Below are 14,277 nucleotides of genomic sequence, written 5' to 3'. Positions count from 1 at the left end.
GATCAAGTCCTACGGCCAGGGCGGCCGGCTGATGAAGCACCACAGCCCCGGCTGCACGGCCTGCGGCGGCAGTGGTTACAAGGGGCGCGCCGGCCTGCATGAGCTGCTGACTGTGTCCAAAGACATACGGCGCATGATCCAGACCGGGGCCCGCGCCGAGGAACTACATCACGGCGGCCTCGCCGAAGGCATGCGCTCGCTGCGCCAGGACGGCATCATCAAGGTCTTGCAGGGCATCACCACCCTCGCCGAAGTCCACGCCACCAGCAATGCATGACTGAAAGTTCGAGCCGATGAGCGATGCGCCCGTAGAAACCGCAGCCCCCCGCCCCAAGCTGCGTCTCGGTGACGTCCTCGTCGAGCAGCAGCTGATCTCGGCCGAGCAGCTCGGCCAGGCGCTGGAGCTGCAGCGCGCCACCGGCAAGAAGCTGGGCCGCATCCTCATCGAGGCCAACCTCATCACCGAGGAGGCCCTGGCCCATGTGCTGGCCCGCCAGCTGCGCGCGCCCTTCGTCAACCTCAAGACCTTCCCGCTCAAGACCGACCTGGTGCGCCTGCTGCCCGAGACGCCGGCGCGGCGCTTCCGCGCGCTGGTGCTGGAGGAGCGCGGCGACACCCTGCTGGTCGCCATGGCCGACCCGCTGGACCTGTTCGGCTTCGACGAGCTGGCCAAGATCCTGAAGCGCCGCCTGGCCATGGCCGTGGTGGCCGAAAGCCAGCTGCCGGCCGTCTTCGACAAGCATTACCGCCGCAGCGACGAGATCTCCGGCCTGGCCAAGGCGCTGGAGAAGGACATCGGCGACGCCGTCGACTTCGGCGCCCTGCAGGCCAGCGTCGGCCAGGAAGGCGCACCGGTCGTGCGGTTGCTGCAGTCGGTGTTCGAGGACGCGACGCGCGCCGGTGCCTCCGACGTGCACATCGAGCCCCAGGAAGGCGAGCTGTTGATCCGTAACCGCGTCGACGGCCTGATGCAGACGCTCACGCAAGCTGACAAACGCATCGCGCCCGCGCTGGCCCAGCGCCTGAAGCTGATGGCGGGCCTGGACATCTCCGAAAAGCGCCTGCCGCAGGACGGCCGCTTCACGCTGCGCCTGAGTGACCGCACGCTGGACGTGCGCCTGTCCACCATGCCCAGCCAGTACGGCGAGTCCGTCGTCATGCGCCTGCTCGGCCAGGGCTCGGCCCTGCGCCGCCTGGGCGACATCGGCATGCCCGACGACATGCTCAAGCGTTTTCGCGAGCTGCTCGGGCGCGACTCCGGCATGTTGCTCGTCACCGGCCCGACCGGTTCCGGCAAGACCTCGACGYTGTATGCCGCGCTCGCCGAACTGGACTCGGAGAAGCTCAAGATCATCACCGCCGAAGACCCCATCGAATACCGTCTGCCGGGGCTGACCCAGGTGCAGGTCAACGACAAGATCGAGCTCGATTTCGCCAAGGTGCTGCGCGCCGCGCTGCGCCAGGACCCCGACGTGATCCTGGTGGGCGAAATGCGCGACGCCGAAACTGCCGAGATCGGCCTGCGCGCCGCCATCACCGGCCACCTGCTGCTGTCCACGCTGCACACCAAGGACACCGTCTCCACGCCCTTTCGCCTGCTCGACATGGGCGCGCCGCCCTTCATGGTGGCCACCTCCCTGCAGGCCGTGCTGGCCCAGCGCCTGCTGCGCGGCGTTTGCAAGCACTGCGCCGAGCCGCATCTGGCCACGCCGCAGGAGCAGGCCTGGATCAACGAGGTGCTGGCCATGAACGGCGAGGCGCCGGGCCTCGTGAAGAGCGTGGCGGGCCGCGGCTGYGCSGAGTGCAACGGCACCGGCTACCAGGGCCGGCGCGGCATCTACGARATGCTGGAGATGGACCCCGACATGGCCCTGGCCATCCAGAACAGCGATGCCGGCGCCTTCCTKRCGGCCGCYCGCAARTCGCTSMRSGGCAAGACCYTGGCCGACCGCAGCCTGGCGATGGTGCGCGAAAGCAAGACCTCACTGGCCGAGGCGGTGCGCATCAGCGTAGATGCTGAATGACAGAGTTGAAGCCCCTCGCCCAGCCTCGCGCCGCTGAACGCGGGCGAGTCCAGTCGGTCCCCCGCGGGGACGGCGATGCTTGCGGCGTTGAGCCGCAAGCACATCGCCCGCGATCCGGCTCGGGGCGGCCCAGCGCTCGGCTCGCGGCTCGAACGCACAGAAGGCAACCCGCATGAACTTCGCGTTCAAGGGCCGCAACGGCCGCGGTGAGCTGGTTGAAGGCATCGTCGATGCCATCAACAGCGACGCCGTGGCTGCCCAGCTGATGGCTGGCGGCGTCGTGCCCGTCAGCATCGAGGCGACCACCGAGGCCGTCAGCGTGGCGGGCGGCGCCAACTGGCTCGAGGCCCTGCTCGCCAAGCCCATCACGCAGGAGGATGCCCTGGTGCTGACGCGTCAGATGTACACCCTGCAAAAGGCCGGCGTGCCCATCCTGCGCGCGCTGGCCGGGCTGGAGGCCTCCACCAGCCACCCCGGCATCATCGCCCTGCTGCAGGACGTGCGCGCCAGCCTGGACCAGGGTCGCGAGCTGGGCACCGCCTTCGCGCGCCACCCGGCCGTGTTCAGCAGCTTCTACGTCGCCATGACCCGCGTCGGCGAGCTGACGGGCAAGCTGACCGAGGTCTTCCAGCGCCTGGCCGAGCACCTGGAGTTCGAGCTGGACATCCGCGCCCGCATCAAGCAGGCGCTGCGCTACCCCATCATGGTGATCGTCGCGATGGCCATCGCACTGATCGTCATCAACGTCTTCGTTTTACCGAAGTTCGCCGACGTCTTCTCCCACTTCAAGACCGAGCTGCCGCTGATGACACGCATCCTGCTCGGCTTCTCGGGCTGGACGGTGAAGTGGTGGCCCCTGGTCGTGGCTGCTGGCATCGGCGCGGCCTTGGCCTGGCGAAACTGGATCGCCACACCCGGCGGCCGCTACACCTGGGACCGCTTCAAGCTGCGCCTGCCCATCGCCGGCAACATCGTGCTCAAGGCCACGCTGGCCCGCTTCGCGCGCAGCTTCGCGCTGGCCAGCAGCTCGGGCGTGCCCATCAGCCAGGCGCTGACCGTGGTCGCGCAGACCGTGGACAACGCCTACATCGGCGCCCGCATCGAGCAGATGCGCGACGGCGTCGAGCGCGGCGAAAGCATCTCTCGTTGCGCAACGGGCACCGGCGTCTTCACGCCCATCGTGCTGCAAATGATTGCGGTGGGCGAGGAGACGGGCGAGCTGGATACCCTGATGACCGAGATCGCGCAGATGTATGAGCGCGAGACCGATTTCGCCATCAAGGGCCTGTCCGCCGCCATTGAGCCCATCCTGCTGAGCATCATCGGCGGCATGGTGCTGGTGCTGGCCCTGGGTGTCTTCCTGCCACTGTGGAACCTGGGCCAGGCGGCCATGGGGCGTTGAAGCGACGGCCAGGGCGTGAAGCCTGCAACGGTTTGCAGGCCGGTGTGGACCCGTCATAAAACTCGTGCGCAATTCACTTCTCATCGCTGAGCCGCTGCCCGATAGTCCTGTCACCCCCCGGACCACAGCGCCCAGAGCGCAGGAAGGCACCCCATGAACAAGTCTGTGCAAGCTGGTTTCACCCTGATCGAACTGGTGATGGTCATCGTCATCCTCGGCGTGCTGTCGGCCGTCGCCCTGCCCAAGTTCGTCGCCGTTGATGACGACGCCAAGCAGGCGGCCGTCAACGGTTTTGCCGGCGCGCTGAGCTCGGCCTCGGCCATCAACTACGCCGGCCGCAAGGCCAACATCAACAACGGCGTCGCGGTTACCAAGTGCTCCGACGTCATTGCGATGCTGCAGAGCCCGCTGCCCACCGGATTTTCGGTCACGACGGACAGCACCGCTGCCGCCAACATCACCGTGAGCACTTGCGAGCTGACCGGTCACATCGACAAGAAGGCCACCTTCACCGTCACCGGCATCCTCTGATCCCATGACCCACGCCCCGCGCGCCGACGCGGGCTTCACGCTGATCGAGCTCATCCTCGTCATCGTGATCACAGCCGCCCTGGCGGTGTTCGCCCTCCCCAAGGTGGTGGACACGACGCTGTGGCGGCTGCGTTCTTTTGGCGATGACCTTCAGGGCCGCCACCAGGCCATGCTCAGGCTGGCCCTGCAGCAGCGCCGCCCCATCATCGAGACCATCAGCAGCACCGGCGTGAGCTGGGCCTACGGCAATGGCAGTGGCACCGCCATCGCGACGCTACCCTGCCCTGCGACCGAAAGCCCTTGCTTGTCCTCCAGCGGCACAGTGACCTTCAACAGCGGCAACAGCGGCGCGACGACGACCCACACGGGTGGCGCGCTGACCGTCACGGTCGCCTCCAGCAATTACAGCCAGGCCTACCGCATCGAGGCGGATACGGGCCTGATCTACGCGACTCCTTGAGGCTTGACCCATGAGGCGCTCGGCTAGCATCCCCCGCATGCCGGCCATGCCCCGTCGGCCGCGCCAGTGCGGCCTGAGCCTGATCGAACTCCTGCTCTTCATCGTCGTTGTCAGCATTGCGCTGGCCGCGCTGCTGAAGGTTTTCGTCACGGCCACGACGGCGAGCGCGGAACCCATGATCCGCCGCCAGCAGCTGGCCATCGCCGAGTCGCTGCTGCGCGAGGTGGAGCTGATGAACTTCACCTGGTGCGACCCCGACGATGCCAACGTCGCCACGGCCACGTCGGCCACGGTGTCGCCAACCGGGTGCGCAACGCTCGTCGAAGGCAGCGGCACCGAGCCCGGCGAGACCCGCTACGGCACCACCTCCTTCGACAACGTCAACGACTATGCCGGCTTCTCCATGAGCGGCATCCGCGACGTGACCAACACGGCCATCGCCGGCCTCGGCGGCTACAGCGCCTCGGTCGCCGTGACCTCGGCCGCCCTGGACAACGTCGTGGCCGGCGAGGCGCTGAAGATCACCGTCACCGTCACTGCGCCCGACAGCAGCACGCTGACCTTGCAAGGCTGGCGCACCCGCTATGCCCCCAACGATGCGAACTGAAGGCGTTCGCTCACGCCAGCAAGGCTTCACGCTGATCGAGGCGGTGATGACCATCGTCCTCACCGGCATCGTCATCACCATCGTCTCGGTCTTCATCGTGCCGGCGACGGATGCCTACTTCGCCAGCAACGACCGCGCCCAGCTCGGCGAACAGGCCGACACCGCGCTGCGCCGCATCGCCCGCGACCTGGCCGGTGCTCTGCCCAACAGTGTGCGCGTGAAGGGCAACAGCCTGGAGCTCATCCCCGTCAGCGGAGCGGCGCGTTACGCCACCGCCGGTGCCGGTGCCTTGCAGTTCGGCGTCGCGCCCGTCCCCAACTTTGCCATCGTTGGGCCGCCGCTCGCGATCAGCCATGCCAGCCAGAAGCTGGCCTGGTACAACCTCGGCGCCGACACGCCGGACGCCGACGCCTACGCCGGTGACAACGTGCGCATCTCCGGCAACGCCGCGGGCAATGCCGTCAACGTCGGCGTCGCGGGCGCAGCGCTGCCCAATGCGCTGCAGTCGCCGCCATATCGCGTCTATGCCATCGAGTCACCCGTCAGCTACACCTGCAATATCGCCGCCGGCACGCTCACCCGCTACAGCGGCTATGCCGCGACAGCCAGCCAGGCCGACCCGCCGGCAGGCACCGCCGCCGTGCTGGCCCGCAACGTCACCGCCTGCAGCTTCAGCTACGGCACCGGCGCGGCGACGGCCCGCTACGCCCTCGCCTCGCTGCAGATCTCGCTGACCCGCTACGGCGAGACCGTGTCCCTCTATCACGCCGTCCACGTGGACAACCTGCCATGAGAACGCTGCGCGGCTTAGCGAACCGGAGTACCGGCTTCACGATGATGTCCATGCTCTTCATCCTCGTGGTGCTGGCCGCGCTGGGCGTGGCGCTGRCCTCGCTGAGCCAGCGCCAGCAGCTCGGCTCGGCCGGCGAACTGGCCGCGGCCAAGGCTTACCAGGCCGCCCTGGCTGGTCTGGATTGGGGCAGCTACCAGGTCCTGCGCGGTGCCGCCCAGCCCATCTGCTTCGCCACCAAGAGCATCGCCCTGCCCGACCAACTGTCCGACTTCACCGTCACCATCACCTGCGCGCGCAATCCGGCTGCCGGCACGGTGACCGACGGCGAGCAGCAACTGGCCTTCTACGTCGTGCAGGCCACCGCCTGCAACATCGCGAGCGGCGGCGCCTGCCCCAACGGCAGCACCACCGAGCCCACCTACGCCGAGCGCCAGCTCAGCCGTACCTTGTCGTACAAGACATGCACGCCGCCCGCTGTCTCCTGCTGATCGCCCTGGCCCTGCTGTGCGGCCTCGCGCAGGCCGCGTCCAGCTACACCTTCCGCAGCGACAGCTATGCCTGGGAGACGGCCGCCAATGCCCTCGCGTGGGACCGCAGTTGCACCAGTTACCCGGGCGACGACGACAAGGCCACCATCACCTTCACCGGCGGCTTCAAGTTCACCTTCGCAGGCACGGCCTACACGTCGGTGCGCGTGCTGACCAATGGTGGACTGCAGTTCGGGACCGACACCGGCTTCTTCCGCAATTACACCAACACCGCCCTGCCGGCCGGCGCGGCCGACACGCAGAGTGGCTGCGTTGCCTCGGCCACGACCAACGTCATCCTGGCCTACTGGACCGACCTGGACCCCAGCCGAGCCGGCAGCGGCGGCGTGACCTGGGAACAGAAGGGCACGGCGCCCAACCGCTACGTCGTCGTATCCTGGAACGGCGTCTACCAGTACAACACCAGCACCCCCTACACCTTCCAGATCATCCTGTTCGAGAACGGTGAGTTCAAGTACCAGTACGGCAACGCCAATGCGAGCGGCTCCAACGCCACCATCGGCGTGCAGGTCAGCAGCAGCGACACCACCCAGTACTCCTACAACAGCGGCTACAACGCCAACGGCAGCGCCATCCGCTGGTTCGTGCCCAACGGCACGCCGACGCGCCGCGCCGAGTACCGCTTTGACGAATGGAACTACAGCGGTCGCGTCGGCGAGGTGGCGGACAGCAGCGGCAACAGCAACAACGGCGTGCGCATCGGCAACGCAGTCACCTCGGCCACGGCCAAGGTCTGCCGCTCGCTCAGCATCCCGGCCGACACAACGAGTACCAGCCACGCAGTGGACACGCTGCTCGACGTCAACTCCGGCGTCGGCGACAAGGGCGCCGTGACCTTCTGGTACGACGCCAGCACGGCCTGGAACAACTCGGCGGCGATGCTGCTGGACGCGACGACGTCCACGAGCAAGCCCTTCTTCCTGGTGCGCCAGAGCGACGGTTCCCTGCGCCTGACCGTCACCGACAGCAACGGTCTCGTGGTGTCGACCGCCACGCCGGCGCAGTCCGTCGCCGCGAGCACGTGGAAGCACATCGGCATCACCTGGAACCTGGCAGCCGGCACCAACCAGAGCACGCTGCGCATCTATCTCAACGGCGTTCAGATCGGCGCCACGACGGCGACGACCAGCGGCAGCCTGGACAACAGCATCGGCACCCTCTTTGTCGGCGACAACCGCAGCAGCACCGCGCCCACCAATGGCACGCTGAGGTCGGCCAACGGCCTCATCGACGAAATGCGGGTCTACAACTACGAGATCAGCGCGCTGGAGCTGAACGCCGACATGGCGTCGCTCTCGCGCGTCTGCCCGCTGCCGCTGGACCACATTGAAGTCGTTCCCAGCACCACCAACGCCAGCACGTGCTCTCCCACGACGATCACATTGCGGGCCTGCAGCGACACGGCCTGCGCCATCGTCCTTACAAGCTACGTGGGGACAGTGAACCTGTCGACTTCCACCAGCCGCGGCACCTGGGCGCTGTCCAGCGGTAGCGGCAGCTTCAGCCAGCCCTCGCCGGGCAGCGGTCAGTCCAGCTACACCTTCTCGTCGGCGGACCAAGGCGTCGCCCGCCTGACCCTCTCGTACGGCCGGGCCCAGGCGGTCAAAGTGACAGCGGCGGACAGCACTTCCGCGAGCACCAGCACGACGACGGCGGACATCCTGTTCAGCGACAACGCCTTCGTCTGGGCCGAGGACCTTGCGAACAAGATCGATGGCAGCAATGTGGTTGTCGCTGGCCGCCCCCACGACCTCCGCGTCTCTTTGGTGAAGAAGGACAGCACGACGGCCAACTGCGGTGTCGCGACCGACTACAGCGGCACACACAACCTCAAGCTATGGCGCACGGACAAGAACGGCTCCTGGGCGATGCCGAGCCTCGTCAACACAACCGTCACGCCCAACGCGACGCTGCCCGTGCCGACGACGCGACCGTCGACGAACAATCTTTCGCTGGTCTTCAGCGGCGGCGTCGCCAATGTCAGCCTCACGACGACCGACATCGGCAAATACACCCTCAGCCTGGACGACGACTCTCTCACCTACGTCGGATCCACCCTCAGTGGCAGCGTCGGCGATCTGATCGTGCGACCTTTCACCGTCGTCATCAGTGGCTTGACGCTCGGCGGCATCGGCAACCCCGCTGGCAGCAATGCAGCGGACGCCTTCTTCGGCAGGGCTGGGGCCGCGTTCTCGGCAACTGTCGGCGCCTACCGCTGGGCTTCCGGCGCCGACAGCGGCGGCACTGGGGTACCCGACGCGAACGCCACCCTGGCGCAGGTCACGGCCGGCGGCCTCGCTCCGACCTTCAACAGCAGCGTCACTCTGACGCCGGATGCGAGTTTGTATACGCCGGCTGGCGGTACGCCGGGCAGCCTCCTCAACAACGTCATCAGCGGCTTCTCCGGCGGCAGCGCCACCGTGAACAACCTCAGCTACAGCGAGGTCGGCAGCTTTGCGTTGAAGACCAGCGCCGTCGTCGGCAATTTTCTGTCGAGCGGGATCGCATTGGACGCAGTCGTCTTCAAGGCCGACGGCGCCCAGAAGAACCGCATCGGCCGCTTCGTCCCGGCCGGCTTCACGCTGGCGGTGCAAAGCATCACGCATCGCAGTGCGCAAGCCTGCAATCCCATCTCAGCATTTACCTATCTGGGCGAGCCCTTCCAAACGAAATTCACGCTGACCGCGGTGAACGCCCAAGGCGCACCGACGCTCAATTACGACAGCGCCCTTGGCTTTGCCAAACTGAACCTCGCCAATGCCAGCAAGTTTGCTTTGGCCGGCGCCGATGGCGCTACCCGCTTTGTGCCCCCGCAACTGGTAGTGGCGCTCGGTACAGGCACGCAAACCTGGGTGTCGGGTGTTGCCAGCACCCGAGATGCTGCTGGCGCAGTGTCGGCTGGTGTGTCTCTCGTCACGACGGTCAACGCAGCCGCCAATCCCACGGGGCCCTTCAACAACGCCGCCTTCGGCATCGCGCCAGTGGACGACGATCAAGTCGGAATGACGGCCTTCGACCTCGATGCGGACCCGGTCGTGGCCGGCAACGACCGGACCCGGCTGGGGCAAATCCCCCTGCTGCACGGTCGCCTGCGCCTACAAAATGCGCTCAGCGCCGCCAACCGCACGCTGAAACTACCGCTGACCGCCCAATCCTGGAACGGCGCGGCCTTTGTGACCAACGCCTTGGATTCCTGCACCMGCATCACCGCCGCCAACCTCAGCTTCGGCAACTTCCGCAAGACCCTCACCGCTCAGGATGCGGTCATGGACCCCAACGTCCCCGACGCCACTGTCGTCGTCAACCCGTTGCAGCCGACCTACATCACGCTGGCAGCCCCCGGCGGCGGCCGCCTGGGCAGCATGGACGTGGCCGTGGCCTTGGGGTCGACACCCACGGACTCCTCCTGCCTGAAGACCGCGGCTGGCTGGGTGGCAGCGAAACCCGCCACGGCCGGCGCCAACCTCGCATCGCTGCGCGGGGCCTGGTGCGGCGCGGCCGCCACCAGCGACCCCAGTGCCCGCGCCACCTGGGGCCTGTACCGCGGCAGCGACGGCGTCGTCTACCAGCGGGAGAACTATTGATGCGCTGGCCCTGGTCCACCCGCCGCAACGGCCAGCGCCTGCTGCTGCGCCGCGTTGGCGAACAGCATGCCTTTGTGCTGACCGACGGCCCACCCGGTCATGACCAGGACCAGCCGGCCCGGCTGCTGCGATGGGGCCTGATGAGCGAGGCAAAACCCGTCACCTCGGGCGACGCCATCGCGCTGCTGGACCCGGCCGACTACCAGATCCTCAAGGTCGACACCCCCCATGTGCCGCCGGAGGAGCTGAAGGCCGCGGCGCGCTGGCAGATCAAGGAGATGGTCGACGTCGACGTTGCCGAACTGACGCTGGATGTCATGCACGTCGGTGGCGACGTCGAGCGCGCGCAGCGCCAGCTCTTCGTCGTCGCGGCCCGCAACAGCGCCATCAAGGCGCTGACCAACGGCGCTGCGGGCATCAGCAGCAACATCACCATCGTCGATGTCTGGGAGACGGCCTTGCGCAATCTGCTCGCCGCCCAGGCCCGTGCCGATGACCTGGCCGCGCGCGCCTGCGCCGCCGTCCATATCGATGAGCGCCACTGCCTGCTCGTCGTCAGCGCCGGTGATGAACTCTTCTACACGCGCCGCCTCGAAGGCGACCCCGGCCTGCTGGCGCGCGCGCGCGGCGAGCAGGCCGACGCCAGCGCCGCCGAACTGCCGCTGGGTTTCGAATACCAGCCCGGCGGCACCTTCGATGCCAGCACCACGCAGGAGTCGCCCCTGGTCGTCGAGCTGCAACGCTCCATCGACGTCTGGGAGCGCAGCTGGCCCGAGCTGCCACTGGCGCGGCTGTACGTCATCACGGCCGAGCACGGCGCCGAGGTTGCGACGCTGATCCAGCGCGAACTCGGCCAACGCACCGTGGCCCTGAATCCGCTGGCCGCCTTCGCGCCCGACGCGCCGGCCCCCGAGGGCGACGCAGCCCAGGCCCTGGGCGCCTGCCTGCCGCTGCTGGGCGCCGCCTTGCGCACCGAGACTCGAAAGTTGTGATGCCCCCTCGTTCACTTCGTTCACTGCCCCCCAAGGGGGCGCCAGTGCCCTTCGGGCGGCCGGGCGGGCACTGCTGATGGCCCAGCAAATCAACCTGCTCACGCCGATCCTGCTGGCACCCAAGCGCTATTTCTCGGCGCTGACGCTGGTGCAGGCCACGGGCCTGCTGTGCCTCGCGGGCCTGGCTGCGGCGCTGTGGCTGCAGCAGCGTGACCGCAGCGCCGAAGCCCAGCATCAGGTCGTTCTCGCGCAATACGCGACGGAGCGCCAGCAGTTGACCGTGGCCCGCGCCAACCTGCCCGCGCCACTGGATGCCGCCACGGTGCAGCAGCAACTGCTGCCACTGGCGGCCGGCAACGCTGATCGCCGTGCGCTGCTGCAGGTGCTGGGCGCCGACGCAGCCGGGCAGCGCCATTCCGACCTGCTCGCACTGATCGCGCGCACCCTGCCCGAACCGGCCTGGCTCAGCGAGTTGCGCTACACGCCGGGCCGAGTCGAACTCGTCGGCGGCACGCTGGACACCGCCATGCTGAGGCCCTGGCTGGCCAGGCTCGCGGTCCATCCGCTGTTAGCCGGTCAACAGCTGTCGGCCCTGCGCGTCGAGCGCCTGGGGGCACCTGGCACCGAGACGGGCGGCAACCCGCTGCTGTCGCGTGACAGCCCGCTCGTCAGCACCGGCCTGCCGGTCTGGGCCTTTCGCGTGGTCAGCGCGCCAGCCCATGCGGCCAGCGCCGCAACCGGAGGCGCACGATGAAGGCGCAGACGACGATCGATCTCGCGCTGCTGCGGCGCCGCCTCGCGCCCTTGCTGCAGCGCTGGGAACGCCAGGCCAAGCGCATCGATGCGCTCAGCCTGCGTGAGCGCGCCATCCTGTTCCTCAGCATCGTGGCCGTGCTGGCCCTGCTGTTCGACTCCTTTGTGCTCGCGCCGCAGTCCGCCCGCGCCAAGCTGCGCAGCAACGCTCAGGCGCAGCAGGCCGCCGAGATCAGCAAGCTGCGCGAGCAGTTCATCAGCGCCAGCGGCAGCGGCGGCACGCCGGCCGAGCAATTGCAAGTCCAGCTCGAAAGCGCCCGTAACGAGCGCCAGCGCCTGGACAGCGAATTGCGCCAGGCCAGCACCGTCAACCCCGCCGAAGGGCTGTCGGCCCTGCTGCAGCGTGTGCTGGCCCAGCAGCCGGGCCTGGTACTGGAACGACTGACGCTGCTGGACGACACGCCCGTCAGCCTGCCGTCTGCATCGGCATCGGCAGCAGGCAACGCGCTGCCGCCGAGCATGCCGGGCATGAGCTGGCAGGGTGTCGAGCTGCAGCTGCAAGGCAGCTACCGCGACACCCAGCACTATGTGCAGGCCCTGGAACGCGAACTGCCGGCGTTGCGTTGGGGCGAGATGCGCCTGAGCAGCGGCGGCCCCAACGAGGTGCCGCGCCTGCTGGCCCGGATCTATCTGCTGAAGGTGCAGCCATGAGAGCGGCATTCATCGCCCTGCTGTTCGCTGCGCCGCTGGCCCAGGCCGCCGACGAACCCAGCCGCGACCCCACGGCCTGGCCACCCGCGCTGCGCAGCGCCATGGCGGCCTCGGCCGCACCGGCCGCGTCTGCCGTTGCGCCGGCCGACAACGCCGTCCGCCAGGTCGTCTTTGCGGGAGGCCGCGCGTATGTCGTACAGCGCGGCCGCCGCTATGGCGTGGGCGAACAAATCGAAGGCGCACGCATCGAGCGCATCACCGAACAGGCCGTTTGGCTGCGCGAGGCCGGCCAGGTCCGGCGCGAGCCGCTGTATGGCGGCGTCGAGAAGCGCCCGCCTCCGGAGGCGGCCCGGGCTGCATCCGGCGTGAAGAAATCCAAGGAGAAGCCATGAAGGCCCCCGTCCATCGACTCCTGCTGGCCAGCTCAGCCGCTGCGCTGCTGGCAGCAGGACTGTCAGGTTGTGCCGACAAGCCGCTGCGCGTGGCCCAGCCCAGCCAGGCCCTGCGCGAGGAGCTGCAGGCCCAGCGAGCCGCCCCCGCCGCCTCTGGCGTGCCCGCACCGGTCGTGGTGGCGACGCCCGTACCGCCGCCCGCCCCCGCGCTGCCGCCCGAGCCACGCTTCGACCTCATCGTCAATGGCGCGCCGGCCCGCGATGTCTTCCTGTCCCTGGTCAGCGACACGCGCTACAGCATGCTCGTGCATCCCAGCGTGACGGGCCAGCTGTCGGTCACCCTCAAGGGCGTCACGGTGCGCGAATCGCTGGACGCCATCCGCGATGTCTACGGCTTCGACTATTCCATCGACGGCCGCCGCATCACCGTCTTTCCGCCCACGCTGCAGACCCGCGTCTTCACGATCAACGCGCTGGCTCACCAGCGCAGCGGCCGCAGCGAGGTTCGCGTCAGCTCGGGCGCCGCGCCGGCCAGCAGCCAGAACGGCGCCGCCGGTGCAAGCGGCAACACTGGCAGCGCCACCGGCGGCAGCACGACCACGGTCCAGCAGCAGGAGAGCAGCCAGCTCAGCACCAAGGTGTCGAGCGATTTCTGGGGCGAGACCAACAACGCGCTGAAGGCCCTGGTCGGCAGCGGCGAGGGCCGCGCCGTCATCACCAGCCCGCAGACCGGCACGGTCGCCGTGCGCGCCATGCCAGAGGAGCTGCGTCACGTCGAGGCCTGGCTGAAGGCGACGCGCATCGCCGTCGAGCGCCAGGTCATGCTGGAGGCCAAGATCGTCGAGGTCGAGCTGCGCGAGGGCTACCAGAGCGGCATCGACTGGTCGCGCATCGGCGAACGCAGCGCCATCGGCCAGACCAGCGTCAACCCTTCCATCCCTAGCGGCGTCAGCAGCATCATCAATCCGCTGGTCAGCAACACACGCGGCTTTCCCACGCTGTCCAGCGGCACGCAAAGCCCGGCCTGGCCCGACCTCATCCCCCTGCCCTCGGCCGGAGGCGGCACGCTCGGCCTGGCGCTGGCGCGCGGCGGCTTCCAGGCGCTGCTGGCCTTCGTCGAAAGCCATGGCGACACGCAGATCCTGTCCAGCCCGCGCATCGCGACGCTGAACAACCAGAAGGCCGTGCTCAAGGTCGGCACCGACGACTACTTCATCACCGGCATCAGTGGCAGCAACAGCGGCACCAATACCGGCACCAACGGCACGAACGGCACCACCAACCAGATCCCGACGCTGACGCTGACGCCTTTCTTCAGCGGCATCGCGCTGGACGTGACGCCGCAGATCGACGCGGCCGACATGATCACCCTGCACATCCACCCCTCGGTCTCCAACGTGACCGAGAAGATCAAGCAGGTCGATCTCGGCTCGGTCGGCAACTTCCGCCTGCCGCTGGCCAGCGCCAGCGTCAACGAGAG

The 14,277-nt window shown here is 68.3% G+C and carries 14 protein-coding genes; all 14 read left to right on the top strand.

All coding sequences use genetic code 11. From position 1 onward, the window contains the following. Positions 1-277 (top strand): ATPase, T2SS/T4P/T4SS family (locus tag ACXJKR_RS10420; RefSeq protein WP_457322783.1); only part of this gene is annotated, 277 nt, incomplete at its 5' end. Positions 278-293: 16 nt separating this feature from the next. Beyond that, positions 294-2,024 carry a GspE/PulE family protein gene (locus tag ACXJKR_RS10415; RefSeq protein WP_457322782.1) on the top strand — a complete coding sequence of 577 codons (1,731 nt, stop codon included), beginning with the start codon at positions 294-296 and terminating at the stop codon, positions 2,022-2,024. A 172-nt stretch (positions 2,025-2,196) separates the two neighbouring features. After that, positions 2,197-3,426 carry a type II secretion system F family protein gene (locus tag ACXJKR_RS10410; RefSeq protein WP_457322781.1) on the top strand — a complete coding sequence of 410 codons (1,230 nt, stop codon included), beginning with the start codon at positions 2,197-2,199 and terminating at the stop codon, positions 3,424-3,426. 153 nt (positions 3,427-3,579) lie between these two features. Further along, positions 3,580-3,957, top strand: coding sequence for a type II secretion system protein (locus tag ACXJKR_RS10405; protein ID WP_457322780.1), 378 nt, complete (start codon positions 3,580-3,582; stop codon positions 3,955-3,957). 4 nt (positions 3,958-3,961) lie between these two features. Continuing rightward, positions 3,962-4,417, top strand: coding sequence for a type II secretion system protein (locus ACXJKR_RS10400; RefSeq protein WP_056202265.1), 456 nt, complete (start codon positions 3,962-3,964; stop codon positions 4,415-4,417). Between the two features lie 37 nt (positions 4,418-4,454). Further along, a complete protein-coding gene (locus tag ACXJKR_RS10395) occupies positions 4,455-5,024 on the top strand; it encodes a type IV pilus modification PilV family protein (RefSeq protein WP_457322779.1) in 570 nt (189 codons plus the stop codon). Beyond that, a complete protein-coding gene (locus tag ACXJKR_RS10390) occupies positions 5,014-5,817 on the top strand; it encodes a type II secretion system protein (RefSeq protein WP_457322778.1) in 804 nt (267 codons plus the stop codon). Before ACXJKR_RS10395 ends, ACXJKR_RS10390 begins: the two co-directional genes overlap by 11 nt. A 50-nt stretch (positions 5,818-5,867) precedes the next feature. Continuing rightward, positions 5,868-6,305: an agglutinin biogenesis protein MshP gene (locus ACXJKR_RS10385; protein ID WP_457322777.1), complete on the top strand. Its 438-nt coding sequence runs from the start codon at positions 5,868-5,870 to the stop codon at positions 6,303-6,305. Next, positions 6,278-9,949: a DUF6701 domain-containing protein gene (locus ACXJKR_RS10380; protein ID WP_457322776.1), complete on the top strand. Its 3,672-nt coding sequence runs from the start codon at positions 6,278-6,280 to the stop codon at positions 9,947-9,949. The genes ACXJKR_RS10385 and ACXJKR_RS10380 overlap by 28 nt, the downstream gene beginning before the upstream one ends. After that, positions 9,949-10,941 (top strand): hypothetical protein, encoded by a 993-nt coding sequence (locus ACXJKR_RS10375; protein WP_457322775.1) that lies wholly within the window; start codon positions 9,949-9,951, stop codon positions 10,939-10,941. The genes ACXJKR_RS10380 and ACXJKR_RS10375 overlap by 1 nt, the downstream gene beginning before the upstream one ends. Positions 10,942-11,017: 76 nt before the next feature. Beyond that, the gene (locus tag ACXJKR_RS10370) at positions 11,018-11,695 is read left to right on the top strand and encodes a hypothetical protein (RefSeq protein ID WP_056202249.1); all 678 of its coding nucleotides are present in this window, start codon (positions 11,018-11,020) and stop codon (positions 11,693-11,695) included. After that, the gene (locus tag ACXJKR_RS10365; RefSeq protein WP_457322774.1) at positions 11,692-12,405 is read left to right on the top strand and encodes a hypothetical protein; all 714 of its coding nucleotides are present in this window, start codon (positions 11,692-11,694) and stop codon (positions 12,403-12,405) included. The genes ACXJKR_RS10370 and ACXJKR_RS10365 overlap by 4 nt, the downstream gene beginning before the upstream one ends. Beyond that, on the top strand, positions 12,402-12,797 hold the full coding sequence (locus ACXJKR_RS10360) for a hypothetical protein (RefSeq protein ID WP_457322773.1): 396 nt from the start codon (positions 12,402-12,404) through the stop codon (positions 12,795-12,797). Before ACXJKR_RS10365 ends, ACXJKR_RS10360 begins: the two co-directional genes overlap by 4 nt. Next, a partial coding sequence (locus ACXJKR_RS10355) for a secretin N-terminal domain-containing protein (protein ID WP_457322772.1) occupies positions 12,794-14,277 on the top strand: 1,484 nt, incomplete at its 3' end. The genes ACXJKR_RS10360 and ACXJKR_RS10355, both read left to right, overlap by 4 nt.

It is taken from the genome of Roseateles sp. P5_E11 (assembly GCF_054049355.1).
Note: the sequence above shows the minus strand (reverse complement) of the source record. Positions and strands in the feature narration are given on the sequence as shown.